The organism is Sphingomonas molluscorum (assembly GCF_039522995.1).
GTDB classification, from domain to species: domain Bacteria; phylum Pseudomonadota; class Alphaproteobacteria; order Sphingomonadales; family Sphingomonadaceae; genus Sphingomonas; species Sphingomonas molluscorum.
Genome location: NZ_BAAAEL010000006.1, coordinates 25,120 through 51,927, shown reverse-complemented (window position 1 = coordinate 51,927; position 26,808 = coordinate 25,120). Strand labels below are relative to the sequence as shown.

Genomic DNA, 26,808 nt, shown 5'->3' with positions numbered 1-26,808 from the left:
TCCGGTTTAACGACGGAGCCACCTGGTGAGGTGTGCGTGTGAGACGAGCGAAGATTAGTGCAGACGAAGGCGCCCGGCTGGCTGCGGTTGCAGAATATGGCCTGAGCGATCCAAAGGCGGATCCGCGCCTTCAGGAGATCGCAGGCGCAGCAGCGCGCCGCTTCGAGGCTCCCGTCGCACTTGTCACGCTGGTGCGGGAAGCCGACCAGTTGTTCGTCGCCCGCCTGGGCCTGGAGCAAGGCGGCACTCCGCGCGACGTTTCCTTCTGCTCGCACGCACTGGAAAGCGACGACCTGCTGGTCGTGCTCGATGCCAAGCTCGACCCGCGCTTCACCGACAACCCGCTCGTGGTCGGCCCGCCCTATGTCCGCTTCTATGCAGGCGCCCCCCTTCGCGCCCCGTCGGGCCACATCGTCGGCACCTTGTGCGTGATCGACCAGCGTCCGCGCGGCGGCTTTTCGGCACGGGATCGCCAGGCGCTGCGGGCGTTGGGACTTCGAGCCGCCGAGAGGATGGAGGAACTGCGGCTGGCGCATGCGCGCGCCGCTGGTCCTGCCCGTTTTCGCCCTGCCGCCGCCGCTTCTTCGGAGGCGGTCGCCTGTACCGATGCACAGGGCCGGATAACCTTCTGGAACGAGGCGGCAGCGCGCCTGTTCGGTGTTGCCGCGCCCGAAGCGACGGGATCCCAGCTGGTCGATTTCCTCCCCTCCCTCCGCGACGGGGCGGGAATGGCATCGCTGCTCGACACGCCCACGGACCTGGATGCCCGGCGATCGAACGGGACGTTGTTCCCGGTCGAGGTGCTGGTTCACGCAAGCTCCTCCAGCGGAAGCCCAGCCGGCTACGACGTCGTGGTGCGGGATATCGGGTCGCGCCGGCGCAGCGACGACCTCGCCGTGCATGCTGCGAACCAGGACCCCATTACGGGCCTGCCGAACCGAACCGTGCTGGTGGAGCGGATCACCGAGTTCCTCGAGCGAGGCGAGCAGATCCATCTGCTGCGCGTCGGCGTGGCAGGGCTCCGTCAGCTGGAGCCTACGGCATCCCCGGGGAGCCGCGACATCGCGCTGCAGAAGGTTGCGCGCCGCCTCCTCGACAGCGTGTCGCCAGGGGACACGGTCACGCGGCTGGACGAAGAGGAGTTCGCAGTCCTGCGCCCGATGCAGCCGGGCGAGCCGCGTTCCGCCGCGCTGGTCGTCGCGGACCGTATCCTTGGATCGTTGATCGCGCCGTTCGAGATCGGCAAGCAGCGCCTCCGCCTCCGCGCTCAGGTGGGCATCGCCTGCTACCCCAAGCATGCCGACAACGCCGAATGTCTGATGGCAGCCGCCGGCGCCGCGCTCCAGGACGCTCGGCGGGACGGAAAACGGACCCGGCGCGTGTATGGAGAGGCCCTGAAGCACGAGCCTCTGGACGAAGGCGATGCCGGAGAGGCACTGGCCCAGGCGCTGGCCCGGGGAGAGTTCGAGCTGTTCTATCAGCCCCAGGTGGATCTCGCGGACGGAAGCCTCATCGGTGCCGAGGCCCTGATCCGCTGGAACCACCCGGAGCGCGGATTGCTGGTGCCGGGCGATTTCCTGGACCAGATCGAGCACGGGCCGCTGGCGGCGGAAGTCGGCACCTGGGTGCTGGAGACCGCCTGCTCCCAGGCCGTCGGGTGGCGGCGGCGCGAGCCGCGGTTTCGGATGAGCGTCAACCTGTTCGAGGCTCAGTTCCGCGGCCGGGACCTGGCAGGCGAGGTCCGCGCGATCCTCAACCGGACCGGACTGGCCCCGACCGCGCTGGAACTGGAGGTGACCGAAAAGGTCATGCTTCGCCACGACGCAGCCACGCTCGAGGCGCTGATGGCGTTGCACGCGCAGGGGGTCCGCGTCGCGTTCGATGATTTCGGCACCGGCTATGCGGCACTGAGCATGCTCAAGGCCTGCCCACTGAACCGGCTGAAGGTGGATCGCAGCTTCGTGAAGGACATCACGGCGGACGGGCCGGACGCCCTGATCGTGGCAGCCATCGCGACGCTTGGCGCCGGGCTCGGACTCGACGTGCTGGCCGAGGGCATCGAGAACGAGGCGCAATGGGAGCTGGTACGTACCAGCGGCTGCCGGAGTGGCCAGGGCTATTTGTTCGGCCGGCCCATGCCGGCGCCCCGGTTCGAGGAATGGATGCGGCATCGAGGCCCGCTGCAACTGAGCGGAGTGCGCGCGTGAAGATCCTCGCCTCCCTTAGCGCCCGCATCTATGCGGTAATGGCCCTTTGCGCCATCGCCACCCTGTCGCTCGGCGGGCTTCTCCTTCACAGCAGCTACCAATCCCGCGCCGCCTTCGACTGGGTCGGGCACTCGCAACGGGTCATCATCAGCCTGAATTCGCTGCAAGCCAACCTCGGCCAGGCCGAGTCCGGGCTTCGCGGCTATTTGTTGACCGACGACGCTTCGTACCTCGCGAACTTCGACGACAACATCGCCCGTGCGTCCACGCTTCGCGATACCGTGATCGAGCTCGTCCAAGACAATCCACAGCAGTTGCAGCGGGCCGAGGCGTTGCGCAGCCTCGCGACCGACAAGGCCCTGGTCATGACGCGGGCGGTGCAGCGCGGCCGGCGAGTTGGAGCGACGCAGGCGGCGAACCCCGTCTCGCGGGAGCGCGGCCGATCGCTGATGCAGCAGATCAACGCCATCACCATGGCGATGCGGGACGACGAGCGGCGCCTTCTCCTCCAGCGGACGGAAGACGCGAACCAGAGCTACGAACTCGTCCGCGTGCTCCTGTTCGTCGGCTGCCCCTTGCTCGCGCTGTTGATCCTGCTGCTGGGCTGGCAGATCCGCACGGGGATGACCCGGCCGCTCGAGAACCTGCTCGACGCGGTCAACCGCTTCGGTGGCGGGGACCGGGATGCCCGCGCGAAAGTGGCAGGCGGTGTCGAATTCCGCGAACTTGCCCGCGCGCACAATGTCATGGCGGAGCAACTGGCGAGCGCGATCGAGCAATCCAACATGGCGGAGGCACAGCTCGCCCGTGCCAATGCCGAGCTGGTCCAGCGAAGCCGGGCCCTGGAGACGCGACAGAAGTCGATCGAGCTCCTGAGCGGGATGGCGCGCAGGCTGCAGGCGATCCGCGACGAGGGCGAGCTCACGACCGTGCTCGACTGTTTCCTGCCGCAGGTCCTGCCGGACCTGGCCGGCGCGCTCTACGTCCTCAACCATTCGCACAACCTGCTCATCCGCATCTCGACCTGGGGGGAGCCCTACGCGAACCCGGAGACCTTCCTGCCGGACCAGTGCTGGGCGCTGCGGCGCGGCCAGTCGCACGAGGTCGCGCGGCCGGGAGCCGACATCGTCTGCGTGCACGCCAGCGGAAGCGTTCCCGTCGAACGGATGTGCGAACCGGTCATTGCGGGCGGCGAGGTCCTGGGCCTGATCTACGTGGAGGGGCTGTCGAGCCCGGAGGACCGCTTCCGCCTCGAACTGCTGATGGAGAATGTGGCGCTCGCACTGGTGAACGAGAACCTGCGTGCGCGCCTTCGCGAACAATCCATCCGCGATCCACTCACCCGCTTGTTCAACCGGAGGTACCTGGAAGAGGCGATGCAGATCGAGGCGGCGCGCGCCCAGCGAACCGGCGCGCCGCTGGCCGTCGTCATGGCGGACGTGGATCACTTCAAGCGCTTCAACGACACGCACGGCCACGAGGCAGGCGATGCGCTGCTCCGTGAGGTTGCCGGTCAGATCCAGGCGCACTTCCGGCATGGCGACATCGTGTGCCGCTATGGCGGCGAGGAGTTCACCGTCATCGCCCCGGGTGCCTCGCTGGAGTTGATCTGCCGCCGCGTGGACGAGCTTCGCCGCGCCGTGCGTGAGATGACGATCGAGTTTCGTGGACAACGCCTCGGGCCGGTGACCATGTCGTTCGGCATCGACGTCTGGAACGCTGCCGACGAACGATCGACGGACACACTGATCGGAGAGGCGGACCGGGCCCTGTTCCGCGCCAAGCGGCTGGGCCGCGACCGCATCGAAGTGGTGCCGCCGCGGGTGGAAGAGGCGGCGGAATAGGCTGCCCGCTCAGGCGGCGGGTGGTTGCGCCCGCATGCCCGCGCTCTCCCGAAGCACGTCGATCTGGAGCGAAAGCCAGTTGCGCACCGCTCCCGCGTAGTCACGGATGGGTACGATCGTCCATCCGAGCACATACTCCTGGCGGCGTTTGTCATAATTCATGATTTCGCCTTCGGCCTGGCCCCGGCTCTCAAGCTCGCGCCGGAGCCGCGCCAGTTCCTCCCGGTCCGTGTCATAGCCCTGCAGCAGGCGAGGCGTGTTCCCCAGCAGCTCCTCGCGCGAATAACCGCACAGCCGCTCCAGCGCGGCATTGACGTAGACGATGCGGGGGCCGGGCGCTGCAAGCGCCGCCTCCGTAATCAGGATTGCGTCTTCGCAGTCGTCGAGCGTGTCGAAGGGCTCACCCGCCTCGATGCGGTTCGCATAGGCCGTCGCGCGCTGCATTCTGAGCATCACCACAGCCCCCCCAAAGAGAAGACGTCCTCATGACCATCTTTCCCGCTGGGGACATTAGCTTACAGGCGGCGCATCCGAAAGCGGGGTCGTGCCGCCCCTGACGTTATTGAATGAGCCCGGCGTGCGCCAATGCCGCGTCGACCGCGTTGCGGCTCGCTTCCGACGGTGGCGTCATCGGCAGGCGCATCTCGGCAGAGAAACCGGGGCGCAGGCGATTGAGCGCGTACTTGACCGGGCCCGGGGACGCGTCGCTGAACAGCGCCGCGTGCAGCGGATAGAGCTGGTCCTGGAGCGTGAGCGCACGGCCATAATCCCCTGCCAGGCACGCGTCCTGGAACTCCGCGCAGAGCGCCGGCGCCACGTTCGCGGTGACCGAGATGCAGCCGCGTCCGCCCATCGCCATGAACGCCAGCGCCATGTCGTCATTGCCCGACAGCTGGCAGAAGTCGGCGCCGCAGGCGGCACGCTGCGCCGAGACGCGCTGGATGGCGCCGGTGGCATCCTTGAGCCCGACGACGACATCCGGGAAGGCCGTCACGATTCGCGCCATCGTCTCGACGGCAATGTCGGTCACGGTGCGGCCCGGCACATTGTAGAGGACGATCGGCAGCCCGCCGTCGCGCGCCAGCACCTCGAAATGGCGGAACACGCCCTCCTGGTTGGGGCGGTTGTAATAGGGAGGCACGAGCAGCGCCGCAGCCGCGCCCGCACCCTTCGCCGCCCGCACATGCTCCAGCGCCACCGACGTGTCGTTCGATCCGCAACCGGCGATCACCGGCACGCGGCCCGCGGCCTGATCGATGCAGACGCGCACCACATGATTATGCTCCGCGATCGTCATCGTCGCCGCCTCCCCCGTCGTGCCGCAGGGCACCAGGGCGGTGGAGCCGCTCTCGATCTGCCAGTCGATGTGCGCGCGGAAGGCGGCCTCGTCGAACGCGCCGTCCGTGAACGGGGTGACCAGGGCCGGGATCGAGCCGGAGAACATGGGCAGGGACGCTCCAAGCAACAAAAGGGAAGAATTGGCTGGCGACATAGGGCCGGCTTCCATATCATGTCCAGCATGCTCACCCCCTTGCTTTCGAACATGTTGAAGGGCGGGTTGCTCGCGGCGGGCGTGACCGGCGCGTCGGTCGCCTCCGACCCCCTCCAGCATCATGCCGCCTCGTTCCTCTACGGCCAGGCGCTGCCCGTGCCGCAGCAGCTTCCCGGCCAATATCCGGCGAGCCAGCAAATGGTGCAGCCGGTGGTGCCGAGCGATCCGATCGCGGCGCCGCTCGCCGAGTGGAAGCGGCTGCAGCAGTCGGACAACCTGCCCTTCACCGACTATGCGCGCTTCCTGCTCGCCCATCCGGGCTGGCCAGGCGAGACGAGCCGTCGCGCGGCAGCAGAAACCGCGCCGGGTGCGGGCGATCCGTCGATCACGGTGCGGTTCTTCGAGCGGTTTCCGCCGCTGACCGCGGCCGGTCGCCTCCGCAATGCCGAGGCGCTGATGGCGATGGGCCGCGCCGACGCGGCGCGTGAGGCCGCCCGCGCTGCCTGGCGAAGCGGCGTTCTGCGGCCCTCCGACGAGGCGCGCCTGATCAGCGTCTTCTCCAGCGCACTGACGCCGGCCGATCGCGAGGCGCGGCTGGACCGGCTGCTGTGGGCGAATTCGACCACCGTGGCCGCGCGCGAGCTTCCCTATGTCTCGCCCGCCAAGCAGGCGCTCTTCCGCGCCCGCCTCGCCTTCCGCACGAACGCGTCGATGCTGGGCGGCATGGTGGTGGGCGCCGATCGCAACGATCCGGGCTTCATCGCGGATCGCGCGACCTGGCTGCGCAATTCCGGGCAAAGCCCCGCCGCGCGCGCCTATCTGGCCCAGCCGCGCACGCTATCCGCGCTGCCGGGCAATGTGGAGAAATGGTACGAAGTGCTGCTCGCGAACGCGAGCGGCGCGGCGAACGACCGGCAATATGCGGTGGCGTTCGACATCGCGCGTCAGATCGACGACGCCTATCCGGCCGGCACCGACGTGTCGGACAAGCCCTATGGCGAGCGTGACGACTATACGAGCCTCGCCTGGCTCGCCGGGCGCATCGCGCTCAAGAACCTCGGCCGTCCGGCGGACGCGGTCGGCATGTTCAGCCGCTACGGCAACGGATCGCGTACGCCCACCACCCGCGCCAAGGGGTTCTACTGGGCGGCACGCGCAGCCGAAGCCGCGGGTGACACGGCGACCGCGAACCGCTGGTACGAAAGCGCGGCGGCCCTGTCCGACGTCTACTATGGCCAGCTTGCGCTCGAGCGGCTGGGCCGGCCCTTGCGGGCGCCCTCCGCGACGGCAGCGGTTGCCCCGGATCCGGCGACCCGCCAGGCATTCTATGGCCGCGAAGTGGTGCAGGCGGTGCAGTATCTAGGCCGCACCGGCGCCTATCAGGACCAGACGCTGTTCGTGCGCCAGATCGCCAATGCCGCGACCAGCGACACCGATCATGCGCTCGCGGCCGAACTTTCCAAGAAGATCGGCCGGCCGGATTTGGGCGTGATGGTCGGGCGCAGCGCGCTGATGAACGGCCACAGCGACTATACGGTGGCAGGCTATCCGTCCGTGCCGGTGCCTGCGACGCAGCAGAGCAACTTCACAATGATCCACGCGATCGCGCGGCAGGAGAGCCAGTTCGATCGCGCCGCGGTAAGCCATGCCGGCGCGCGCGGACTGATGCAGCTAATGCCGGGCACCGCCCGCGAGGCGGCGAGCAAGCTGGGGCTGAGCTACGACAGCGGCTCGCTGACCAGCGACACCGGCTACAACATCCAGCTGGGATCGAGCTATTTCCAGCGGATGCTCGACTATTACGGCGGCAGCTATCCGCTGGCGGTGGCGGCGTACAATGCCGGGCCAGGCAACGTGAACAAGTGGCTTGGCGCCTTCGGCGATCCGCGTACGGGTGCCGTGGACACGCTCGATTGGGTGGAATCGATCCCCTATACCGAAACCCGCAACTATGTGCAGCGCGTGCTGGAGAATGCGGTCGTCTATGACCTGCTGAACCCGCAGCACGCCCGCTCGCGCGGGCCGGCGAACCTGTCGTGGTACCTGGGCAAGAACCGGCCCGGTTGAGTTCCTTTCCGATGGATCGCCCGAACTACATCACGCCGGCCGGCTATGCCGCGCTGAAGGCGGAATATGACGCGCTGTTCGCGACCGAGCGGCCCCAGCTGGTGGAGACCATATCCTGGGCCGCCGGCAACGGCGACCGGTCGGAGAACGGCGACTATATCTATGGTCGCAAGCGATTGCGCGAAATCGACCGGCGGCTCGGCTGGCTGGCAAAGCGGATGAAGGCAGCGAAGGTCGTCGACCCCGCGCAGCAGCCGGACCGCAGCCGCGCCTGGTTCGGCGCGACGCTCACCATCGCGGACGAGGACGACAACCAGCGCGTGCTGACGCTGGTCGGCGACGACGAGGCGGAAGCGGGCAGCGGCCGGATCGGCTGGAATGCCCCCCTCGCCCGCGCCTTGCGCGGCGCCGCGGTGGGCGATCTGCGCCGCGTGATGCTGCCGGCGGGCGAGCGCGAATATGAGGTGATCGCCATCACCTATCCGGCGGGCTGACGGAACGCCCCTGCCCCTTCGTCGATTGATAGCGGCGAAGGAGAGCAACCATGGAAAACCCGCGCACCGAGAGTGCCCGCATCCACGACGACAACGCCGTGATCGACGCGGCCCAGGCCGAGGACACGCCCGCCACCGCAAGCAGCGCCGGCGGCAACCTGCAGCGCGACGTGGCGAGCCAGAACGAGGTGGCCGAGGCGCTCGATCCCGAGGCGATCACCCGCCCCAAGAAGGACGATGCGATCCATAACGACCAGGCGCGCCGCAACCAGCGTGCGCCCGACGCCTGAACCTCAAGCGTTACTCCGTTAGCGAGTTCGTCGCGCGGACGGGCCCTCGCCATCGGCGGGGGCCCGTTTTCGGTCGCCGCATCGCCAACCGCCGCCGGCTGTTCTAGGGATTGGCCATGGATCGCTCCCCGCCCCACCCGACCGCCCCTACGGGCAACGTCGCGCTGCTGATCGACGCGGACAACGCGTCCCATGCCTCGCTGGACTATGTGCTCACGATCCTGGCGGAGCTGGGTACGGTCAACGTCCGGCGCATCTACGGCAACTGGCGCAAGCCGGCGTTGAAGGGCTGGGCAGACCTGACACTGCGCTATGGCATCGAACCCTTCCAGCAGTTCGACGTCACGAAGGGCAAGAACGCGACCGACATGAAGATGACGATCGACGCGATGGACCTGCTGTTCCGCGGGCGCATCACGGGCTTTGGCATCATGTCTTCCGACAGCGACTTCATGCCGCTGGCCCAGCGCATCCGCCAGGAGGGGGTGCCGGTCTATGGCTTCGGCACCGACCGCACGCCGGAGGGATTCCGCGAATCCTGCACCCGCTTCATCGACGTGTCGCGTGCCCGCGCACTCCAAGGCGAGGCGGAGCCCGAGCCCGAACTGATCCTGCCGCCCGCGATCGGGCGGACGCGGACCGCGGCCAAACCGGCAGCGGCCAGCAGCACCGCGGCAGTAAAGCCGCCGGCCGCCGAGCCCGCGGCCGCCAACCAGAAGCGCAAGGTCGATGCCGCGCTCGTGAAGCTGCTGCTGGATGCCTATGCCCAGTCGCGGCAGGACGCGCAGAAGTTCGCCAGCCTTTCGGAAGTGGGGCAGCGCGCCGGAAACCGCTCGAGCTTCGATACGCGCAACTACGGCTTTGCGCGCCTGTCCGACCTGATCGAGCAGGTGCCGAACTTCCAGGTCGAGCGGCGGGACAATGGCGTGTTCGTGAAGCGGGTGCGCTGAGCCGGGGAACGCTCCGGCGGCTCGGTCGCTTCTGTCGGGATGGAGCTTCCCCACGACTCGTCGCTCGACAGCACCCGCGCGTTCTTTTCCGAAGGATATGATTGGATCGGCAACCGCTGCCGCGCGCTCGGGACCGATGTGTTCCGCGCGCGCATCCTGCTCCGCCCGGTCGTGTGCATGATGGGAGAAGAGGCGGCGCGCCGCTTCTACGACGGGGAAAGCTTCACCCGCGCCGGCGCCATGCCGCAGACGACGCTGCGGCAGCTACAGGACAAGGGCAGCGTCCAGACCCTGGACGGCGCGGCCCACCGCCATCGCAAGCAGCTGTTCCTGTCGACGATGGTCGGTGATCCGGCCGAGGCGCTGGCGGACGCGTTCGAGCGCCGCTGGCATGCCGAACTCCCGCAGTGGCGCGACCAGGAGGAGGTGCAGATGCACGAGGCGTTCGGACGCCTGCTGTGCGGTGCCGCCTGTGACTGGCTGGGCGTGCCCATCGAGGACGATGCGCTGGACCGCCGCACCCACGAGATGCTGGCGATGATCGACGGTGCCGGCAGCGTCGGTACGCGCGCGTGGCGCGGCCTGGCGCTGCGCCGCCGCGCCGAGCGCTGGGCGCGTGAGGTCGTGACGCAGGTGCGCGACGGCACGCGGACGGTGGGAGAGGACACGCCGATCGCGCGCCTTGCCGGCTTTCGCGATCTCGACGGCGGACTGCTGGACCTGCGCACCGCGGGCGTCGAACTGCTCAACATCGTGCGGCCGACGGTCGCCGTGGCGCGCTTCCTCTGCTTCGCCACCCTGGCGCTCCACCAGGAGCCCGGCGCGGCAGCCTTTGTGGCAGATCGGGAGCCCGCGCGGCTTCAGGCATTCGCGCAGGAGGTGCGGCGCTTCTACCCCTTCTTCCCTGTCATCGGCGGCCGCGTCCGGACGCCCTTCCGGTTCCGCGACCACGAGTTCGGCCAGGGCGACTGGGTGATGCTGGGGCTGCACGCCACCAACCACGATCCCCGGCTGTGGGAGGCACCGGAGGCGTTCCGACCGGAACGCTTCCTTGATCGGGAGCCCGGCGCCTTTGCCCTGATCCCGCAAGGCGCGGGCGCTCATGCGGACGATCACCGCTGCCCCGGCGAGTGGATCACCCTCGCGCTGCTGCGGCGGCTGGTTCCGCTCCTCCTGGCCGCCGAGTACCGTCTGCCACCGCAGGACCTGGCCATTCCCCACGACCGCTTCCCGACGCTTCCGCGCAGCGAAGTCCGCCTCAGCTTTGCCTGAACGGCTCTAGCGGCGGATGTTGAGCAGCCATGGCTTGCTCAACCCCGTGGGCTTGGGAACCCCGTCGAGGCGCTGTGCCCGCAGGATCTGCACCGGCTTGACGATCATCTGCCCCTTCATCGCCTCGCGTCCGCAGCAGGTCGGCAGCGCCAGGATCTTGCGGACGATGTCCATGCCGCTCACCACGCGGCCGAAGGCTGCATAGCCGCGATAGCTGCCGCGTGCGTCGAGCGACGGGTTCGGCCCCACCATGATCGAGAAGTTGCCCGTGGCCGAATTCGGGTCGGCGGCGTGCGCCATCGACACGACACCGTCGAGATGCCGGATGCCGGTCTTGTCGGTCGGCTCCAGCACGACCGGGCTCAAGGTCCGCCGCGCGTCGGTCCCCACCCCGCCCTGGATGAAGCCCTGCTTCGGATCGCCCTTGCGCGGGGCGGAACGGTAGAATTTCGTGCCGTCGAGCCGACCATCGTCGACGTATTTCAGGAAGTTCGTGGTGGTCTTCGGCGCGCGTTTTCCGTCCAGCGCGAGCACGATGGGCCCGGCCGAAGTCACCAGTCGTACGCGGATGGTGCCGGGCGCCGGCTTCGCCTGCGGCAGTGCGGGGGTGGCGAGGAAGAGCAGCGGGGCGGCAAGAGCGAGGCCAAGAATCGAACGCATAGACCACCCTAACGTCTGATCGCCGGCTTTGGGACCCGCTGCCCGCGCCCGCCAGGCAAGCAAAAGGGGCGGGTGGCACCTGGCCGCCCGCCCCTTTCGCGTGTTCAGAAGGACGCGATCAGCGCGTCAGCTTCTTGTAGGCGAGGCTGGTTGGACGATCGGCGGCATCACCCAGACGACGGCGCTTGTCCTCTTCATAAGCCTCGAAGTTGCCTTCGAACCATTCGACGTGGCTGTTGCCCTCGAACGCGAGAATGTGGGTCGCGAGACGATCGAGGAAGAAGCGGTCGTGGCTGATGACCACGGCGCAGCCCGCGAAGTTCTCGATCGCTTCCTCCAGCGCGCCCAGCGTTTCCACGTCGAGGTCGTTGGTCGGTTCGTCGAGCAGCAGCACGTTGCCGCCCTTCTTGAGCATCTTGGCGATGTGGACGCGGTTGCGTTCACCACCCGACAGTTTGCCGACGTTCTTCTGCTGGTCTTGGCCCTTGAAGTTGAACGCGCCGACATAGGCGCGGGTCGACATGTCGTGACCATTGACCTTCACATAGTCGAGCCCGTCCGAGATCTCCTCCCAGACGTTCTTCTTCTGGTCGAGGTGGTCGCGGCTCTGGTCGACATAGCCAAGGCGCACCGTGGTACCGATGTCGATCTCGCCCGAATCCGGCTGTTCCTGGCCGGTCAGCAGCTTGAACAGCGTCGACTTGCCGGCGCCGTTCGGGCCGATCACGCCGACGATGCCGCCGGGGGGAAGCGAGAAGTCCAGGTTCTCGAACAGCAGCTTGTCGCCGTACGCCTTGGTCAGGCCCTTAGCCTCGATCACCTTGCCGCCCAGGCGCTCGGGCACCTGGATGACGATCTGGGCGCCGGTCGGCTTGCGGCTTTCCTGGCTGGCGACCAGCTGCTCGAACTTGGCGATACGCGCCTTGGACTTGGTCTGGCGGGCCTTGGCGCCCTGCCGGATCCAAGCGAGCTCGTCCTGGATCGCCTTCTGGCGACCGGAGGCCTCGCGGTCCTCCTGCTCCAGGCGCTTCGCCTTCTTCTCCAGGTAGGTCGAGTAATTGCCCTCGTACGGGAAGTACTTGCCGCGATCGATTTCGAGGATCCAGCCGACCACGTTGTCCAGGAAGTAGCGGTCGTGGGTGATCATCAGCACCGCGCCCGCATATTCCTTCAGGTGGTTTTCCAGCCACTTGACGCTCTCGGCGTCGAGGTGGTTGGTCGGCTCGTCGAGCAGCAGGATCGACGGCTTCTGGATCAGCAGGCGGGTGAGCGCGATGCGGCGCTTTTCACCTCCGGACAGGTTCTCGACCGGCCAATCGGACGGCGGACAGCGCAGGGCCTCCATCGCCACCTCGAGCTGGTTGTCGAGCGTCCAGCCGTCGACGGCGTCGATCTTCTCCTGGAGCGTGCCCATCTCTTCCATCAGGGCGTCGAAGTCGGTGTCGTCCTTCGGGTCGCCCATCTCGGCCGAGATCGCGTTGAAGCGATCGACCATGTCGGCCACTTCGCGCGCGCCGTCCTTGACGTTCTCCAGCACCGTCTTGCTCGGATCGAGCTGGGGCTCCTGCTCCAGATAGCCGACGGTGATGTTCTCGCCGGGCCAGGCTTCGCCGGTGAAGTCCTTGTCGACGCCGGCCATGATCTTCATCAGCGTCGACTTGCCGGCGCCGTTCGGGCCGACGATGCCGATCTTGGCGCCCTGGTAAAACTGCAGGTTGATGTTGGACAGCACCGGCTTCTGGGCGCCGGGGAAGGTTTTCGTCATGTCCTTCATGACGAAGGCGTATTGGGCGGCCACAGGGGTCTCCAAAAAAGCGGGTCTACAGGTCTGGGATTTTCGCACCGGGACATAGCGATCCGAGGCGCGATTGGCAACGCGGAGGCGGGCGACTTGCGCCCGAACGGGCTGCGCCGCATCATGGCCGCGGGGGGCGTCCGCTTCCCGTGCCACTCCCATGACGGAACGCCCATGCCGCTCAAGCCTGCCCTTCTGCTCGCCGCCCTCGCCCTGCCGCTGCCTGCGATGGCGCAGATGTCCCCCGCCCAGGTCGCGAAGCTGCGCGACGCCGCGCTGAAGGACGAGATCGCCTGGGACATCACCGAAGGGCTCACCACCGAGATCGGGCCGCGCCTTGCCGGTACCGACGACGAAGCCCGGGCGCGCACCTGGGCGGTGGCCAAGCTCAAGGCGCTGGGCTTCAGCAACGTCCGCATCGAACCCTATCAGATGCCGGTCTGGGTACGCGGCGAGGAGAAGGCGTCGATCGTCGCCCCCTTCCCCCAGCAGCTCCACCTCGCCGCCCTCGGCAACTCGGGCGCGACCCCGGCTGACGGCGTGGAAGCGGAAGTGGTCTATTTCCCGACCCTCGCCGACCTGGAAGCAGCACCCGCCGCAAGCGTCGCGGGAAAGATCGTCTTCGTCAGCCATGCGATGCACGCGGCGCAGGACGGATCGAGCTACGGCCCGTTCGGCCAGGTCCGCCGCGCGGGCCCGGCGATCGCTTCCCGCAAGGGCGCGGCCGCGATCCTGATCCGCTCGATCGGCACCGACTATCATCGCAACCCGCACACCGGCGTCACCAACTTCCCCGAAGGCGTGGCACCGATCCCGGCCGCCGCGCTCTCGCTTCCGGATGCGGAACAGCTGGAGCGCGTGCTCGAACGCGGCAAGCCCGTGCGCGTGAAGCTGCTGCTCACCCCGCGGCAGATCGGCACGCGCGAGTCCGGCAACGTCATCGCCGAGGTACCCGGCCGCGATCCGAAGGCGGGCGTCGTGCTGGTCGGCGGCCATCTCGACAGCTGGGACCTGGGCACCGGCGCGATCGACGACGCGAGCGGCGTCGCGATCACGGCTGCCGCCGCCAAGCGCATCATGGCGGCCGGCCGGCCGCGGCGCACGATCCGGGTGGTGTGGTTCGGTGCGGAAGAAGTCGGCGGCTTCGGCGGCATCGCCTATGCCAAGGCACACGCCGGCGAACGACACGCGCTGGCAGCCGAGTCAGATTTCGGTGCCGACCGGGTCTGGAAGTTCGACACCGCCCTTCCTGCCAGCGCAACCGCGGTCGCCGACCGGCTGCAGACGGCGCTGGCGCCGCTCGGCATCACCCGCGGCAATGCCGTTGCGGGCGACGGCACCGACATCGCGCCGACGCTCGCCCAGGGTGTCGCCGCCGTGGACCTCTCCCAGGACGGCACCCGCTACTTCGACTATCACCACACGCCCGATGACACGCTCGACAAGATCGACCGTGCGCAGTTGCAGCAGAACGTCGCTGCATGGACGGCGATGCTGGCCGTGGTGGCGGATGCGCCGGAGGAGATCGGGGCAGTCACTCGCCCTGCCGCGGGCCACTGATTGCCACAACAATGCCGCGATGATGACACGCCGATGAATTTGCGGGATTGACGCCGCAGACGCGAACGTTATTGCGGCAGCCTCGCGACGGCGACGGGCCGGCCGCGAACTTTGGATTGCTTGGGAGCACCCGAATGAAGAAGATCGTTCTTGTCGCTGCTGCCGCCGGCCTGCTGTCGCTCACGGCCTGCGGTTCGAACACTCCGGCTGAAAACGCGGCTGACGCGCAGGCGGACAACCTCGAGATGATGGCCGACAACATGGAAGACATGGCCGACAACGCCACCACCGAGGGTTCGGAAGCCGCTCTCGAGAACCAGGCTGACAACCTGCACGAGGCAGCCGACAACGTCGAGGACGCGGGCGAAACCAACGCCATGTGATCCGACGCCCGTCCGGTTCCTCCGGACGGACCGGTTAGAAGGGGCGTCCCGGCAACGGGGCGCCCTTTTCTTTTGCCTGCGCGAGAGAGGGGCCGCCCGGAACCTTTCCGGGCTCTCGCTCCGCCGCGAAGATCCTGGTTCAGAGAAGTTGGCGAACTTCCCGCGATCCCTTGGACATCCTCCGGCACTCGTGGCGCGCAGTCCTGCCGCATTCTGCCTTATCTTGCCGCGAGCGATATTGCCGCTTGCCCCGGTGTGGGGGGTGAGCCTAAGGGCAAGCCGGCGTCGGGGAGTGGCGCAGTCTGGTAGCGCGCCTGCTTTGGGAGCAGGATGTCGCAGGTTCGAATCCTGTCTCCCCGACCATCTCTGCGCCATTGGTCGACTCCAAGCCCCAGCGCGGGCTGTGCCTCGATCTTGCCAGACGCCGGTAGGCTCAGCCCGGAGCCTGCCCCTTCCCTTCCTGTTCGGCCCCGGTCAGCGGATAGCCGGAGCCGCCCTGGCGGTCGCTGTCATAGTCCTCGCCCGGATTGCCGCCGCCGGCGCCTGCGCCGCTGCCGTGCACCTCGCCCGTCTTCTGGTTGATCCAGGCCCGGCTGCCATTGTCGGGCGGGAGGTCTTGCCCCGCGGGCGTCGCCGCGCCGCCCTGCGGCAGGCCGCTCTGGTGGACGGGCGCGACGGGACTGTCGCCATATTCCTCCAGCGCACGCTCGGGCGTGTACTCCTGACCGGAAGCGCCGTCGCTGCGATCAAAGGCGTTCTTGGGCTTAGTCCGCTGCGGATCTACCTGCGGGTGATCCCGGTCCAAGGGTCCGGTGTCGTTCATGGGCAATCTCCTCGTCCTCCAAACGGCGGCCGAAGCGCAGCGTTCCGCCCCGGCCGCGGGCCCGGGAGGGACCGGTCACCTGACGAGCCAGGGCGTTGCAGTGGGATCGAGGGTGCAGCTTTCCTGGGGAAGACGCTGGTGGGCCCGGCAGGACTCGAACCCGCAACCTAGCCGTTATGAGCGGCCAGCTCTAACCATTGAGCTACAGGCCCCCAGCGGGGCTGCGATAGCGGAGGCTGGGGCTTTCCTGCAAGCGGGCTATGCAGCCTGCAGCACCTCGTCGAGCGTGGCGGGGCGGACGCCCAGGCGATCGAGCAGGTCGAGGACACCTTCCCACCACGCCCAGAAGCGCCGCAGATCGGCCGCGTCGCGGACGTACGGAGTGTTCCCCGGCACCAGCGAGGGCGAGTGGAAGGCGAAGTTCAGGAGCCGCAGCCCCTCTCCCACCGAAACCCGGATCGCTTCCAATGCCTCCGATCGAGACACCCCTTCCGGCGACAGCGGAACGCGGTTCAACAGGCCCAGCTTCGCGGCGACTGCGGCGCCCTTGGGAAGCCGCGAGAGCCGCTTGTGGAGGGCGCCCCCCTGTCGGCGTGCCCGGCCGGTGAACACGGTCGTGAACGGCAGTTCGAGAAGCGTCTCGTGCGGGCCGGTGCGGAATGCCGCGTTGCCGATGTCGCTGTAGTTGGGGCCGTCCTCCCGGGAGTAGTCGAACCTCGCGCGCATCGACGTATCCACCCGGTAGCCGCGGGCGGCAAGCAGACGGAGCGTATGCGGACCTAGGCCATATCGCCCGGCGCGATAGGCGCACGGCAGTCGACCGAATGCCCGGCTGATCGCATGACCCAGCCGGTCGAGCTTGGCGGCCTCCACCGCTTCCGCAAGATTGCCGGCGAAGCTGTTGGAAACGTTAACCCTTTCCTCGAACGGCGGCGTCACCCAGGGATGCAGCTGCGCACCGATCTCCGAGCGGCCATCGGCTAGCGGCTCTTGCAGAAACGCGACTGCCGCTGGATCGCGCGCGATGGGATAGTCCACCAGATAGACGACACCGATGCCGCGCTCGAAGAAGCGGCGGTGCGCCTCGGGCACCGCGGCCATGGCGCCGGTGGTGAAGCCCTCACGGCGGAACCCGGCAGACCAGTCGAACTCCTCTTCGGTGTCGACGAAAAGGGTAAAGCGGGTTCCGAAAGCGTCCGGCCACCGGACCAGCGCCTCAGGAGCGGGCGCCGGCGGATGGAAGACCATCGGCGCCTCCACGATCAGCCGCCGTGCGCCTGCCCCAGCGGGATGGTGTCCGCGGACGGCAGTCGCAGGATCAATTGACCGGGTTCGAACAGCAGCGCACCGCCAAGCTCCTTCGCCAGATTGCGCACCAGGCGCATCGCGAAACCAGTGCCGAGGAGGGCGGCATCCTCGCCCTCGTCGTCGATCGCAAGCAGCGCGTCGCCGGGATAGGCGTCCAACGCAGCGGGTCGCGCGAAGGCGAGCACCGGCGCCTCGCCGGCGCCGGCAAGTGCCTCCACGCGGATCGTCTCTCCGGACCGTGCGGCCGAGACCAAGGTTGCCAGCAGCCGGGACAGCAGTCGCTCCACCGCGCGGCGGTCGCCGCGCACCATGGTGTCAACGCCCTCTACCGACAGGGACGCGCCGCGCAGCTCCGCAAGCGGCGCCAGCTCGCCGGCAATCTCCGCGAGCAGCGGCGCAAGCGGCACCGTGCCGGGGCGCAGATCGAGTGCGTCCTCTTCGATCCGGGCGGCGAGATCGAGATCGTCGATGACGCCGAGGAGATCCCGCGCCTGCTGGCGGATCACGCCGGCTTGCCCGCGATAGACGGGCGGGACCGGGCCGAGCATCTGTGCCTCGATCATCTCGGCAAAGCTGGAGATCGCGCCCGCCGGGGTGCGCAGTTCGTGCACCAGCTGCCGGAGCGAGTCGGCGGTTGAAGGCGCGAGCGTGGGTGCCGGCTCCGCGCGTTCGTCCGAACGCGGGCGTCGTGCCGAGCCCCGGTAGCCGATGAACCGACCCGATGCGGGATCGAAGCTCGGCACGCCCGAGATGCGCCAGTCGCCTGCCGCGTCGCTGCTGCCGCCGACCCGCAGCCGTGCGTTGGAAAAGGCCGCGCGACGGCGAAGGGCCCCGCCGGGCACGCCATCGATCTGCGCCAATCCGGTTTCGCCGGCACGGGCGAGCGAAAGGCCGAGCAGCGGCCCCCGCTCGACCCCGTCGACGCGGGAGAGCACGCCGCGGCTGTCGGTTTCGAACCGGAAGCTGGTGACGATTCCCGGAGCCGCAGCCGGACGACGCGGCTTGCTGTCGGCCTGGCGCTGGTAGGCATCGATCCGCGCCACGACGTCGGCGATGCGGAACGGACCTTCCGGTACTGCCGCCGGGGCCTCGACCACGGGTTCCGGGACGGTGGCGATGGGAGCTTCAACCGGCTCAGCCATCCGCGCCGGCATTGGCTCAGCCTCCGGAAGCGGCGCCGGCGCTTCGAGTGCGGTCGCCGGCTGCGCGGTGCTCGCATCCGCGGCGCTCTGGTCGGTCAACACCATGTCGGCGGGACCGAAGCTTGCCAGCGCCCGCTCCACTTCGGCAGGCAGGTCGCGGCGGTTGCGCAGCACCGAGCGGGTCGAAGGGGTAAGATCGGGAAGCAGCGCCACCCATTCCGCAGCGTCCAGTCGGGCGCTCGCAAGCACCGGGGCTGCCACGGTAAGCGTGTCTTCGGCGAGCAGGCGAACCAGGGTCGCGGGCGGGTTCGCGAAGACGAGGGCACGTGCGCTCGCCGCCCGCACCGACTGCGGTACCGCGTCGCGGATGTCGGCCAGCAGCGCGATCGCGCGCGGGTCGGCGGAGGCACGGCGTCGGCCGATCAGGTCGACGAGTTGCCGCCACGCGGACTGGCGTGCCTGCGGATGGCTGAGGTCCGTGGTGAGCACTGTTTGAAGAGTATCGTCGAACCGCACGCGCCACCTGATCCCCGGCGCCGTTCGCGCCTGCCGCATCTCCTTACGCCGGGAAAAGGCGTTCGGGTACAGACATTTTGCGCCCGTAACATTGTGGGACAATTGCTTTGGCGTGTAATTATCTTATAGGGGGCGGACAGAATCCTTTTTCCTTGTATCAGATTCCCGGAGTTGCCCCTTCCATGGTTCTCGACCGTATCGACCGTCAAATCCTCTCGCTGCTTCAGGAGGACGGTCGGATGACCAATGTCGAACTCGCAGAACGTGTCGGACTGACGGCTCCGCCCTGCCTGCGGCGGGTTCGCGCATTGGAAGAGTCGGGCACGATCGGCGGTTATCACGCGGCGCTGAACCCGGCACAGCTGGGCTATACCATCACGGTGTTCGCGCTGGTGAGCCTGCGCAGCCAGGCGGAGAGCGACCTTGCGGCGTTCGAGGCACATGTCGCCGGCATCCCCGAGGTGCGTGAATGCCACATGCTCAACGGCGAGATCGACTTCATCCTGAAGATCGTCGCGACCGACCTTAAGGCGTTCCAGGACATCCTTACCACGCGGCTGACGACCGCCCACAATGTCAGCAGCGTCAAGACCTCGCTGACGATCCGCACTTCCAAGCAGCTGCCGGGCATCCCGGTGCCAACGGAATAGGGCCGCGCGACACAGTCGCACGGCCCTTCTTCCATTCCGGAAACAGCGGGCGGCAGGGCAACCTGCCGCCCGTGTTCGTTCAGCCCGCCGTCTTGGGCGAGTCCAGCCACAGCGTCCAGAAGGCCGCGAGCTCGTTGCGCGGTGAGCCCGTCACCTTGGCGAAGGCCGCCTTGGCTTCCTCGCGGCGGCCGCTCTTGGCGAGTGCGATGCCGAGACGGGTGTTGACCTCGTCCTGATCGACGCCACCCTTCTGCAGGGCGAGCTGGAAGAACTCCGCCGCCTTGGCCGCATCGCCGTTGGCGAGGTATGCGTTGGCGGTGCCGGCGGCGAGCTTGCCGTTGGCAGCCGAGCGCGACTTGGCGTCGAGCGACGACAGCGAGCCCTCCGCACGGATGCCGGCCTGCGCCTCGGTCTTGAGCGCGTTGTACTGGGTGGCCGATGCCGGGATCTTGCCGGCCGCACGGCCCTGGTCGATCACGGCCACGGTCTCATACGGCAGGCCCAGGTCCTGGGCGAGCTGCGCATATTCGCCGAACTCGGCCTGGTCGGTCAGCGCGCCCGTCTCCCGCATCAGGCGGAAGGTGTCGAGACGGGCCGAGCCACCGAGCGCGCGGCCCTGGTCCGCACGGTCGCGGAACAGGATCAGCGCCTTGCGCCAGTTTGTCGCGGTCGGGTAATCCTTGAGCTGGCGGCGCATCCAGGCCGCGGTCTCCGCCGGCTTGTTCGCCTTGTACAGCTGCGAGATCGCCAGGTTGTACCAGTCGTTCGGCACGGGCTGGCCGGCTGCAACCTTCGCCTGGATCGCCTTGTCGAGTGCCGAGACGCCCTGATCGACGTTGCCGCCCTCAAGCTCCAGGCTCGCCATGCGGAGGTCGTATTCGGGGTCGTTGTAGCCCAGCTGCTTTGCGCGCTGGAAATACTGCCGGGCCCCGGCCTTGTCCTTGGCGTTCAGCGCCAGGATGCCGCGGTTGTAGTTCAGCGTCGCCTGCTGCTCGGCCGGCGTATTCGGGTTCGCGATCATCTGGTCAATCGCGGTCGCCAGCAGCGCGTTGTCCTTGGACGCCTGCGCCACCTGCAGACGCAGGTTGGCTGCGTAGAACTTCTCGATGTCGGAGGTCGCGGCTGCGTCCGCCTCGGCCAGGCGCGCCTTCGCGGTCGCGATATCGCCCGCCTTCGCCGCCGTCTCACCCGCAACCGCTGCGGCGCGGAACGCGTCGTTGATCTGGACCTTGGGAGCCTCTTCCTTCTTCTTTTTCTGGGCCTCGGCAGGGGCTGCCGTCAGCGCTGCCGCTCCCAGAGCAAGAACCGCGGCAAGCGCCGACTTCGATACGAAACCCATTCGGAACTCTCCTGATGCTGTGCGCACACGCGTCGGACCGTCTGTAAGTTGCGCAGATACGCCAGACAAGTCGCAGCGGCCATCCGGACGGATGCCCTTGCCCCGGTGAACGCGAATTGAACGGAGCCGATCCCGGAGCGCGGACGCCCGGGCGAAATTTTTGACCCGCTCGCGCTTGCCCGCTAGGCAGCCGCGCGATGATTGCCGTTGTTTCCCCCGCAAAATCGCTCGATTACGAAACCCCCGTTCCTGCCAGCAGCACGCCCAGTGTGCCCCGCCTGGCAAAGGAAGCGCACACGCTTGCCGAGGGCGCCGCGTCGCTTGGCGCCGAGAAGCTCGGCAAGCTGATGCACATCTCGCCCAAGCTCGCGGAGCTGAATGCGGCCCGCTTCCGCGACTTCGCAGAGGCGCCCGAGCGCCCCGCGATCCATGCCTTCGCCGGGGACGTCTACACCGGCTTCGAGGTGACGACGCTGGACGCGCCGGCGATCGACTTCGCGCAGGACCACCTGCGCATCCTGTCGGGCCTGTATGGTCTGTTGCGCCCGCTCGATGCCATGCGACCCTATCGGCTCGAGATGGGCACGCGCTGGGCTCCGGGCTCGGCCAAGACGCTGTACGACTGGTGGAAGGATCGGATCGCCGATCTGCTCGCCGAGGATGTCGCCGCAGAGGGATCGGGCGTGGTCCTGAACCTCGCCAGCCAGGAATATTGGAAAGCGGTGGCGGGCAAGCTGCCGGACACGATCCGCGTGATCGACGTCGATTTCCGCGAACCTGGCCCGAACGGCCCTCGCTTCCTGAGCTTCCACGCCAAGCGGGCGCGCGGCATGATGGCGCGTTGGATGTGCGAGCACCGGATCACGGAGGTGGAGGCGATGCGCGGCTTCGACAGCGACGGCTATCGTTTCGATTCCCAGGAAAGCAGCGACACCCGCTGGCGGTTCACCCGCGCATGAGCGGCTCGGCCGTCGTAATCGGCGCCTCCGGGGCGATCGGCGGTGCGATCGAGCGCGCGCTGATCGAGGAAGGCGTGCACGACCGTGTCTGGGGCTTTGCCCGCTCCCGCACTGGGGCGGACCATCTCGACCTTCTCGACGAGGCGAGCATCGCGGCGGCGGCGGCGCGGGTTGCGGCCGGCCCCTCCCCTTCGCTGATCCTAATTGCAACCGGGCTGCTGCACGAGGGCAATCGCGTGCCGGAGCGCGGCTTCAAGGAACTGGACGCCGAATGGCTGGCGCGCAGCTATGCGGTGAACGCGATCGGGCCGGCGTTGGTGCTCAAGCATTTCCTGCCGCTCTTGCCAAAGAACGGCGAGCCGGTGGTCGCCGCGCTCTCCGCGCGGGTCGGCTCGATCGGCGACAACGGCCTGGGCGGCTGGCACGGCTATCGCGCGGCCAAGGCGGCGCTCAACATGCTGATCCGCAACGCCGCGATCGAGGCGAAGCGGCAGAGCCCGCGCGCGATCGTGGTCGGGCTCCACCCGGGCACCGTGGACAGCGCGCTGTCGAAGCCGTTCCAGGGCAATGTCGCACCCGGCAGCCTGTTCGCACCGGATCGCGCCGCGATGCAGCTGCTCGACGTGATCGAGGAGCTGAAGCCGAAGGACAGCGGCAAGCTGTTCGCCTGGGACGGCGCCGAAATCCCGTTCTGACCCTGCCCTCGCGTACGCGCACGCGTGCGCGCGGCTTGGCATAGGAGCCTCTCCCCGCTAGTCAGGGCGTCGGATTTCAATCTTCCCGAAAGCAGGACGCCTTGACCGACGAGATTCGCCTCGCGGACCCTTCCGACATTTCCCCCGTCTCCATCGTCGACGAGATGCGGTCGAGCTACCTCGACTATGCCATGAGCGTGATCGTCTCGCGCGCGCTTCCCGACGTGCGCGACGGCCTGAAGCCGGTTCACCGGCGCATTCTGTTTTCGGCCAACGAGAGCGGCTTCCACTACAACCGCCCGTATCGCAAGTCGGCGCGCATCGTCGGTGACGTGATCGGTAAATACCACCCGCACGGCGACACGGCGATCTACGACGCCTTGGCGCGCATGACCCAGGATTGGTCGATGCGGGTGCCGCTGATCGACGGCCAGGGCAACTTCGGCTCGATGGACCCGGATCCGGCCGCAGCCATGCGCTACACCGAGGCGCGCCTGCATCGTGCGGCCGCCTTCCTGCTCGACGACCTCGACAAGGATACGGTCGACTTCGTCCCCAACTATGACGGGTCGGAGCGCGAGCCGTCGGTGTTGCCGGCGCGCTTCCCCAACCTCTTGGTCAACGGTGCGGGCGGCATCGCCGTCGGCATGGCCACCAACATCCCGCCGCACAATCTGGGCGAGGTGATCGACGCCTGCCTGCTCACCATCGACCGCGCGGTCGAGGGCGGCGAGCCGGTGACCGTCGAGGAACTGTCCGAGATCGTGCCGGGCCCGGATTTCCCGACCGGCGCCCTGATGCTGGGCCGCGCCGGTGCGCGCGCTGCGTACGCCGGCGGCCGCGGCTCGATCATCCTGCGCTCGCGCTACACGACCGAGGCGCGGGGCGAGCGTCGCTCGATCGTGCTCACCGAAATCCCCTTCCAGGTCGGCAAGAGCGGCTTGGTCGAGAAGATTGCCGAAGCGGCCAAGGACAAGCGGATCGAGGGCGTCAGCGACATTCGCGACGAATCGAACCGCGAGGGCGTCCGCATCGTCATCGACCTGAAGCGTGACGCGACCCCCGACGTGGTGCTCAACCAGTTGTGGCGGCACACGCCTGCGCAGTCGAGCTTCGCCGCCAACATGCTGGCGATCCGCGGCGGCCGTCCGGAACTGCTCAACCTCAAGGACATCATCGACGCGTTTATCTCCTTCCGCGAGGAGGTGATCACCCGCCGGTCGAAGTATGAGCTCGCCAAGGCGCGCGATCGTGCCCACCTGTTGCTGGGCCTGGTGATCGCGGTCACCAATCTGGACGAGGTGGTGCGCATCATCCGCGGCGCCGCCAACCCAGCCGCCGCCCGCGCTTCGCTGCTCGCGCGCGAGTGGCCGATCGCTGAGATCGCGCCCTACATCCGCCTGGTGGAGGCGGTGGAGGCCGAGGTCACCGGCGACACCTATCGCCTGTCGGACGCACAGGTCCGCGCGATCCTCGATTTGCGTCTCCATCGCCTGACCGCGCTCGGCCGCGACGAGATCGGGGACGAGCTTTCGAAGCTGGCGGACTCGATCGCCGAGCTGCTCGAGATCCTGGGCAATCGCGCCAAGCTCTATGCCGTGATGCGCGGCGAGCTGGTGCAGGTCCGGGCTGAGTTCGCGACCCCGCGCCGCACCGAGATCGCCAATGCCGTCGACGGCATCGACGACGAGGACCTGATCGAGCGCGAAGACATGGTCGTCACCGTGACCATGCAGGGCTATATCAAGCGCACGCCGCTCGACACTTTCCGCGCGCAGAAGCGTGGCGGCAAGGGCCGCGCGGGCATGGCGACCAAGGACGAGGACGCCGTCACGTCGCTGTTCGTGACGTCCACGCACACGCCGGTGCTGTTCTTCTCGACCGCCGGCAAGGTATACCGCATGAAGGTGTGGCGCCTGCCGGAGGGTGGACCCGCCACGCGCGGCCGGCCGATGATCAACCTGCTGCCGCTGGCGGCGGGCGAAACCATCTCCACCGTGCTTCCGCTGCCGGAGGACGAGGCGAGCTGGTCCGACCTGCACGTCATGTTCGCGACCGCCAACGGCACCGTGCGCCGCAATTCGATGGACGCGTTCACCAACGTGCCGACCGCCGGCAAGATCGCCATGCGCTTCGACGAGGAGAGCGATGATCGCCTGATCGGCGTGGCGCTGCTCACCGAGACCGACGACGTGCTGCTCGCCACCAAGTGCGGCAAGGCGATCCGCTTCGCTGCGACCGACGTGCGCGAGTTCCAAAGCCGCACCTCCACCGGTGTGCGCGGCGTCAGCCTGGCCGAGGGCGACGAGGTGATCTCGCTGTCGATCCTGGGCGGCTTCCAAGCCACCACCGAGGAGCGCGACGCCTATCTCAAGGCCGCGCCGTGGAAGGAAGGCGACCGCGAGGTCACCCTCTCACCCGAGCGCATGGCCGAGTTCGAGGCGGCGGAGCAGTTCATCCTGACCGTCACCGCCAACGGCTATGGCAAGCGCACCTCCGCCTATGAGTATCGCCGCACCAACCGCGGCGGCCAGGGCATCACGAACATCGTCACCTCCGATCGCAACGGCCATGTCGTCGCGAGCTTCCCTGCGAGCTCGGGCGAGCAGCTGATGCTGGTGACCGACCAGGCCAAGCTGATCCGCATGTCGGTGGGCGACACCCGCGTGACCGGCCGCGCCAGCCAGGGCGTGCGCCTGTTCCATGTCGCCGCCCAGGAGCATGTCGTCTCCGCCGCCCGCATCGACGAGGAGGAAGAGCCGGAGAACGAGGCCGAGGCGATCGTGGCCGAGGAACGTGCAACCGCAACCCCGGCTGCGGGTTCGACCGACGACGCGATCCAGCTCGATGACGGCACCGGTCCAGAGACCCTGCCCGAGCGGATCGAAGAAGAGGACAGCGGGAGCGACGAGGAATGAGCAAGCCCAACGCCGCGTTCAAGGTTCTGACGGCCGATCAGATGGCCGAACTGGAGGCCGGCAGCTTCGCCGGTGCCCCGATCGACCAGCAGGACGGCTATATCCACCTATCGACGGCAGCCCAGCTGACCGAGACGGTGGACAAGCACTTCGCGGGTCAGGAAGGGCTGTGGGTCGCCGAGGTGGATCTGGAGGCGCTGGGCGACGCTATCCGCTGGGAGCCTTCCCGCGGCGGTCAGGACTTCCCGCATCTCTATGGGAAGCTGACCTTGGACACGATCGTCGCCTACTCCCCGCTCGAGCGGGAAAGCGACGGCAGCGTGCGGCTGCCGGTCACCGGCTGACAACGACTCCGGCGGTGATCCGCCGGAGCCTCACCGGCGCCAAGGGCGTTCGTAACGTCGGCCAGCCATTCGGCGCCGGTGGCGCAGCAGCGCCCTAGGCCGGCGGAGACGTGGAGGCGTCTGACTGCGCCAGCGGCTCGCCTGCCGACGGCAGCGGCACCGCCGGCGTGTTCTCCGCATCGCCGGGACCATAGACACGGTCGAGATAATAGCCTGCAAGCAGATAGTGCGCCTTCACCACGGCGGGGTGCTCGGCATTCTGCGCTAGCTTCAGTTCCGCTTCGGCACGTTCGTAGAAATAGGCGTTGTTGTCGACTTCAGTCATGATTGCCTCTCGAACGCATCTTGACGATGCGCCGATCCTGTCCTGGATGGAGCCGATCATGCCGGCTCCTGATCGTCATTTTATTTGAGTTTACTTAGGGCAAAACGCCCTTGAAGGGAATGGCCAGCATCGCTGTCGATCGCGGCGCACGGGCGGATCGGCGATCGCCCCTCCCCTCGCAAGGCGAGGTCGGAGCGGCCGGGTCATCCGGGAATGGCATGAGACTTCCCCCACAATGCCGGAACGTTCCGCCGCCGGCTTGGTTCCGGACGCTACGGCACCAGATCGACGATGCGCGCGTCCGGGGCTTCCGCCTGGAGCAGCAGCGTTCGATGGCAGTGCCCGGGCTCGCGCTCGTAGCAGAGCAGCGCCGACGGCATCTCCGCGGCCAGCGCCAGCATCGCCGCCGCCTGTGCCTGCGCCTCGGGCAACGCCAGTTGATGTGCGTACACGTCCCGGAGGGTTGCCACGTCTCCCTTTTTCGCCGCGTCCCGCCCGCGCTTGGGCGTACCGAGCGCCTTCAGGTGGTGGTACTCGATACCGACCTCCGCGAGATGCGCGGCAAGCGACGATTTGGAGAAGCCCGGACGGCGCGACAGCGGAAGCGCGCGCACGTCAATCACCCGCCGGACGCCTGCGCGCTGCAGGGCGGCAAGGAAGTCCGCCATGGTCGTCGCTTCATAGCCGATGGTGTAGATCGTCTGCGGCGCGTCCGGCATGGCATGTCCTTCGTTGCGGCTGTGCACCCGCTCCTGGATCGGCTAGGCAGCCTTCG

At 68.0% G+C, this 26,808-nt stretch carries 24 protein-coding genes and 2 tRNA genes; 15 read left to right on the top strand and 11 right to left on the bottom strand.

Annotated features, from left to right (window positions below; translation table 11 throughout):
- Window positions 1-38 precede the first annotated feature (38 nt).
- Both ABDZ92_RS08100 and ABDZ92_RS08095 read left to right on the top strand, forming a co-directional pair.
- The gene (locus ABDZ92_RS08100; RefSeq protein WP_164521355.1) at window positions 39-2,207 is read left to right on the top strand and encodes an EAL domain-containing protein; all 2,169 of its coding nucleotides are present in this window, start codon (window positions 39-41) and stop codon (window positions 2,205-2,207) included.
- Window positions 2,204-4,051 (top strand): sensor domain-containing diguanylate cyclase, encoded by a 1,848-nt coding sequence (locus tag ABDZ92_RS08095; RefSeq protein ID WP_164521354.1) that lies wholly within the window; start codon window positions 2,204-2,206, stop codon window positions 4,049-4,051. Before ABDZ92_RS08100 ends, ABDZ92_RS08095 begins: the two co-directional genes overlap by 4 nt.
- Window positions 4,052-4,060: 9 nt before the next feature.
- Here the strand turns inward: ABDZ92_RS08095 and ABDZ92_RS08090 are convergent, their stop codons facing one another.
- Window positions 4,061-4,504, bottom strand: a complete 444-nt coding sequence (locus ABDZ92_RS08090; protein ID WP_206432268.1) for a PAS domain-containing protein — start codon at window positions 4,502-4,504, stop codon at window positions 4,061-4,063.
- Window positions 4,505-4,610: 106 nt separating this feature from the next.
- Window positions 4,611-5,495, bottom strand: a complete 885-nt coding sequence (dapA, locus tag ABDZ92_RS08085; protein ID WP_125962322.1) for a 4-hydroxy-tetrahydrodipicolinate synthase — start codon at window positions 5,493-5,495, stop codon at window positions 4,611-4,613.
- 66 nt (window positions 5,496-5,561) lie between these two features.
- Between dapA and ABDZ92_RS08080 the strand changes: the two genes are divergently transcribed.
- From ABDZ92_RS08080 to ABDZ92_RS08060, 5 genes are all read left to right on the top strand, one after another.
- Window positions 5,562-7,610 carry a lytic transglycosylase domain-containing protein gene (locus tag ABDZ92_RS08080; RefSeq protein ID WP_125962321.1) on the top strand — a complete coding sequence of 683 codons (2,049 nt, stop codon included), beginning with the start codon at window positions 5,562-5,564 and terminating at the stop codon, window positions 7,608-7,610.
- Between the two features lie 11 nt (window positions 7,611-7,621).
- Window positions 7,622-8,104 carry a transcription elongation factor GreB gene (greB, locus tag ABDZ92_RS08075; RefSeq protein ID WP_125962330.1) on the top strand — a complete coding sequence of 161 codons (483 nt, stop codon included), beginning with the start codon at window positions 7,622-7,624 and terminating at the stop codon, window positions 8,102-8,104.
- Between the two features lie 50 nt (window positions 8,105-8,154).
- A complete protein-coding gene (locus ABDZ92_RS08070; protein ID WP_125962320.1) occupies window positions 8,155-8,394 on the top strand; it encodes a hypothetical protein in 240 nt (79 codons plus the stop codon).
- A 116-nt stretch (window positions 8,395-8,510) separates the two neighbouring features.
- On the top strand, window positions 8,511-9,344 hold the full coding sequence (locus tag ABDZ92_RS08065; RefSeq protein ID WP_125962319.1) for an NYN domain-containing protein: 834 nt from the start codon (window positions 8,511-8,513) through the stop codon (window positions 9,342-9,344).
- Window positions 9,345-9,383: 39 nt separating this feature from the next.
- Window positions 9,384-10,616 (top strand): cytochrome P450, encoded by a 1,233-nt coding sequence (locus tag ABDZ92_RS08060; RefSeq protein WP_125962318.1) that lies wholly within the window; start codon window positions 9,384-9,386, stop codon window positions 10,614-10,616.
- Window positions 10,617-10,622: 6 nt separating this feature from the next.
- Here the strand turns inward: ABDZ92_RS08060 and ABDZ92_RS08055 are convergent, their stop codons facing one another.
- Together ABDZ92_RS08055 and ettA are read right to left on the bottom strand one after the other, a co-directional pair.
- On the bottom strand, window positions 10,623-11,276 hold the full coding sequence (locus ABDZ92_RS08055; RefSeq protein ID WP_125962317.1) for a peptidylprolyl isomerase: 654 nt from the start codon (window positions 11,274-11,276) through the stop codon (window positions 10,623-10,625).
- 118 nt (window positions 11,277-11,394) lie between these two features.
- On the bottom strand, window positions 11,395-13,074 hold the full coding sequence (gene ettA, locus ABDZ92_RS08050; RefSeq protein ID WP_125962316.1) for an energy-dependent translational throttle protein EttA: 1,680 nt from the start codon (window positions 13,072-13,074) through the stop codon (window positions 11,395-11,397).
- Between the two features lie 171 nt (window positions 13,075-13,245).
- Between ettA and ABDZ92_RS08045 the strand changes: the two genes are divergently transcribed.
- From ABDZ92_RS08045 to ABDZ92_RS08035, 3 genes are all read left to right on the top strand, one after another.
- Window positions 13,246-14,631: a M20/M25/M40 family metallo-hydrolase gene (locus ABDZ92_RS08045; protein WP_125962315.1), complete on the top strand. Its 1,386-nt coding sequence runs from the start codon at window positions 13,246-13,248 to the stop codon at window positions 14,629-14,631.
- Between the two features lie 134 nt (window positions 14,632-14,765).
- Window positions 14,766-15,014 (top strand): hypothetical protein, encoded by a 249-nt coding sequence (locus ABDZ92_RS08040; protein ID WP_125962314.1) that lies wholly within the window; start codon window positions 14,766-14,768, stop codon window positions 15,012-15,014.
- A gap of 286 nt (window positions 15,015-15,300) precedes the next feature.
- Window positions 15,301-15,377, top strand: a tRNA-Pro gene (locus ABDZ92_RS08035).
- Between the two features lie 70 nt (window positions 15,378-15,447).
- Here ABDZ92_RS08035 and ABDZ92_RS08030 read toward each other — a convergent pair.
- The 4 genes from ABDZ92_RS08030 to ABDZ92_RS08015 form a co-directional block, all read right to left on the bottom strand.
- A complete protein-coding gene (locus ABDZ92_RS08030) occupies window positions 15,448-15,837 on the bottom strand; it encodes a hypothetical protein (protein ID WP_125962313.1) in 390 nt (129 codons plus the stop codon).
- A 136-nt stretch (window positions 15,838-15,973) separates the two neighbouring features.
- Window positions 15,974-16,049: transfer RNA gene (locus tag ABDZ92_RS08025), tRNA-Ile, on the bottom strand.
- Between the two features lie 46 nt (window positions 16,050-16,095).
- Complete coding sequence (locus ABDZ92_RS08020; protein WP_125962312.1) at window positions 16,096-17,085, bottom strand: polysaccharide deacetylase family protein; 990 nt, start codon at window positions 17,083-17,085, stop codon at window positions 16,096-16,098.
- 14 nt (window positions 17,086-17,099) lie between these two features.
- The gene (locus tag ABDZ92_RS08015; protein ID WP_272695645.1) at window positions 17,100-18,803 is read right to left on the bottom strand and encodes a histidine kinase dimerization/phospho-acceptor domain-containing protein; all 1,704 of its coding nucleotides are present in this window, start codon (window positions 18,801-18,803) and stop codon (window positions 17,100-17,102) included.
- A gap of 182 nt (window positions 18,804-18,985) precedes the next feature.
- On the opposite strand from ABDZ92_RS08015, the gene ABDZ92_RS08010 reads away from it, so the two are divergent.
- Window positions 18,986-19,453, top strand: a complete 468-nt coding sequence (locus ABDZ92_RS08010; protein WP_125962310.1) for an Lrp/AsnC family transcriptional regulator — start codon at window positions 18,986-18,988, stop codon at window positions 19,451-19,453.
- A gap of 79 nt (window positions 19,454-19,532) precedes the next feature.
- Here the strand turns inward: ABDZ92_RS08010 and ABDZ92_RS08005 are convergent, their stop codons facing one another.
- A complete protein-coding gene (locus ABDZ92_RS08005; RefSeq protein ID WP_125962309.1) occupies window positions 19,533-20,792 on the bottom strand; it encodes a tetratricopeptide repeat protein in 1,260 nt (419 codons plus the stop codon).
- Between the two features lie 197 nt (window positions 20,793-20,989).
- Here ABDZ92_RS08005 and yaaA point away from each other — a divergent pair, with 197 nt between their 5' ends.
- From yaaA to ABDZ92_RS07985, 4 genes are all read left to right on the top strand, one after another.
- Window positions 20,990-21,751 (top strand): peroxide stress protein YaaA, encoded by a 762-nt coding sequence (yaaA, locus tag ABDZ92_RS08000; protein ID WP_125962308.1) that lies wholly within the window; start codon window positions 20,990-20,992, stop codon window positions 21,749-21,751.
- Window positions 21,748-22,446 (top strand): SDR family NAD(P)-dependent oxidoreductase, encoded by a 699-nt coding sequence (locus tag ABDZ92_RS07995; RefSeq protein WP_125962307.1) that lies wholly within the window; start codon window positions 21,748-21,750, stop codon window positions 22,444-22,446. The genes yaaA and ABDZ92_RS07995 overlap by 4 nt, the downstream gene beginning before the upstream one ends.
- Before the next feature lie 101 nt (window positions 22,447-22,547).
- Complete coding sequence (gyrA, locus tag ABDZ92_RS07990) at window positions 22,548-25,364, top strand: DNA gyrase subunit A (protein ID WP_206432267.1); 2,817 nt, start codon at window positions 22,548-22,550, stop codon at window positions 25,362-25,364.
- Entirely contained in the window at window positions 25,361-25,708 is a 348-nt protein-coding gene (locus tag ABDZ92_RS07985; RefSeq protein ID WP_125962306.1) for a DUF952 domain-containing protein, read from the top strand. Before gyrA ends, ABDZ92_RS07985 begins: the two co-directional genes overlap by 4 nt.
- A gap of 94 nt (window positions 25,709-25,802) precedes the next feature.
- On the opposite strand, the gene ABDZ92_RS07980 is transcribed toward ABDZ92_RS07985, so the two are convergent.
- Together ABDZ92_RS07980 and ABDZ92_RS07975 are read right to left on the bottom strand one after the other, a co-directional pair.
- Window positions 25,803-26,033: a hypothetical protein gene (locus ABDZ92_RS07980; RefSeq protein WP_125962305.1), complete on the bottom strand. Its 231-nt coding sequence runs from the start codon at window positions 26,031-26,033 to the stop codon at window positions 25,803-25,805.
- Window positions 26,034-26,305: 272 nt separating this feature from the next.
- Window positions 26,306-26,752, bottom strand: coding sequence for a DUF488 domain-containing protein (locus ABDZ92_RS07975; RefSeq protein WP_125962304.1), 447 nt, complete (start codon window positions 26,750-26,752; stop codon window positions 26,306-26,308).
- Between the last annotated feature and the right edge of the window lie 56 nt (window positions 26,753-26,808).

What these genes read in the sequence shown, in the direction of transcription:
- ABDZ92_RS08090 (WP_206432268.1), bottom strand. Translation starts at nt 4,504, where the DNA reads ATGCTCAGAATGCAGCGCGCGACGGCCTATGCGAACCGCATCGAGGCG.
- dapA (WP_125962322.1), bottom strand. Translation starts at nt 5,495, where the DNA reads ATGTTCTCCGGCTCGATCCCGGCCCTGGTCACCCCGTTCACGGACGGC.
- ABDZ92_RS08080 (WP_125962321.1), top strand. Translation starts at nt 5,562, where the DNA reads ATGTCCAGCATGCTCACCCCCTTGCTTTCGAACATGTTGAAGGGCGGG.
- greB (WP_125962330.1), top strand. Translation starts at nt 7,622, where the DNA reads ATGGATCGCCCGAACTACATCACGCCGGCCGGCTATGCCGCGCTGAAG.
- ABDZ92_RS08070 (WP_125962320.1), top strand. Translation starts at nt 8,155, where the DNA reads ATGGAAAACCCGCGCACCGAGAGTGCCCGCATCCACGACGACAACGCC.
- ABDZ92_RS08065 (WP_125962319.1), top strand. Translation starts at nt 8,511, where the DNA reads ATGGATCGCTCCCCGCCCCACCCGACCGCCCCTACGGGCAACGTCGCG.
- ABDZ92_RS08060 (WP_125962318.1), top strand. Translation starts at nt 9,384, where the DNA reads ATGGAGCTTCCCCACGACTCGTCGCTCGACAGCACCCGCGCGTTCTTT.
- ABDZ92_RS08055 (WP_125962317.1), bottom strand. Translation starts at nt 11,276, where the DNA reads ATGCGTTCGATTCTTGGCCTCGCTCTTGCCGCCCCGCTGCTCTTCCTC.
- ABDZ92_RS08045 (WP_125962315.1), top strand. Translation starts at nt 13,246, where the DNA reads ATGCCGCTCAAGCCTGCCCTTCTGCTCGCCGCCCTCGCCCTGCCGCTG.
- ABDZ92_RS08040 (WP_125962314.1), top strand. Translation starts at nt 14,766, where the DNA reads ATGAAGAAGATCGTTCTTGTCGCTGCTGCCGCCGGCCTGCTGTCGCTC.
- ABDZ92_RS08030 (WP_125962313.1), bottom strand. Translation starts at nt 15,837, where the DNA reads ATGAACGACACCGGACCCTTGGACCGGGATCACCCGCAGGTAGATCCG.
- ABDZ92_RS08020 (WP_125962312.1), bottom strand. Translation starts at nt 17,085, where the DNA reads ATGGTCTTCCATCCGCCGGCGCCCGCTCCTGAGGCGCTGGTCCGGTGG.
- ABDZ92_RS08010 (WP_125962310.1), top strand. Translation starts at nt 18,986, where the DNA reads ATGGTTCTCGACCGTATCGACCGTCAAATCCTCTCGCTGCTTCAGGAG.
- ABDZ92_RS08005 (WP_125962309.1), bottom strand. Translation starts at nt 20,792, where the DNA reads ATGGGTTTCGTATCGAAGTCGGCGCTTGCCGCGGTTCTTGCTCTGGGA.
- yaaA (WP_125962308.1), top strand. Translation starts at nt 20,990, where the DNA reads ATGATTGCCGTTGTTTCCCCCGCAAAATCGCTCGATTACGAAACCCCC.
- ABDZ92_RS07995 (WP_125962307.1), top strand. Translation starts at nt 21,748, where the DNA reads ATGAGCGGCTCGGCCGTCGTAATCGGCGCCTCCGGGGCGATCGGCGGT.
- ABDZ92_RS07985 (WP_125962306.1), top strand. Translation starts at nt 25,361, where the DNA reads ATGAGCAAGCCCAACGCCGCGTTCAAGGTTCTGACGGCCGATCAGATG.
- ABDZ92_RS07980 (WP_125962305.1), bottom strand. Translation starts at nt 26,033, where the DNA reads ATGACTGAAGTCGACAACAACGCCTATTTCTACGAACGTGCCGAAGCG.
- ABDZ92_RS07975 (WP_125962304.1), bottom strand. Translation starts at nt 26,752, where the DNA reads ATGCCGGACGCGCCGCAGACGATCTACACCATCGGCTATGAAGCGACG.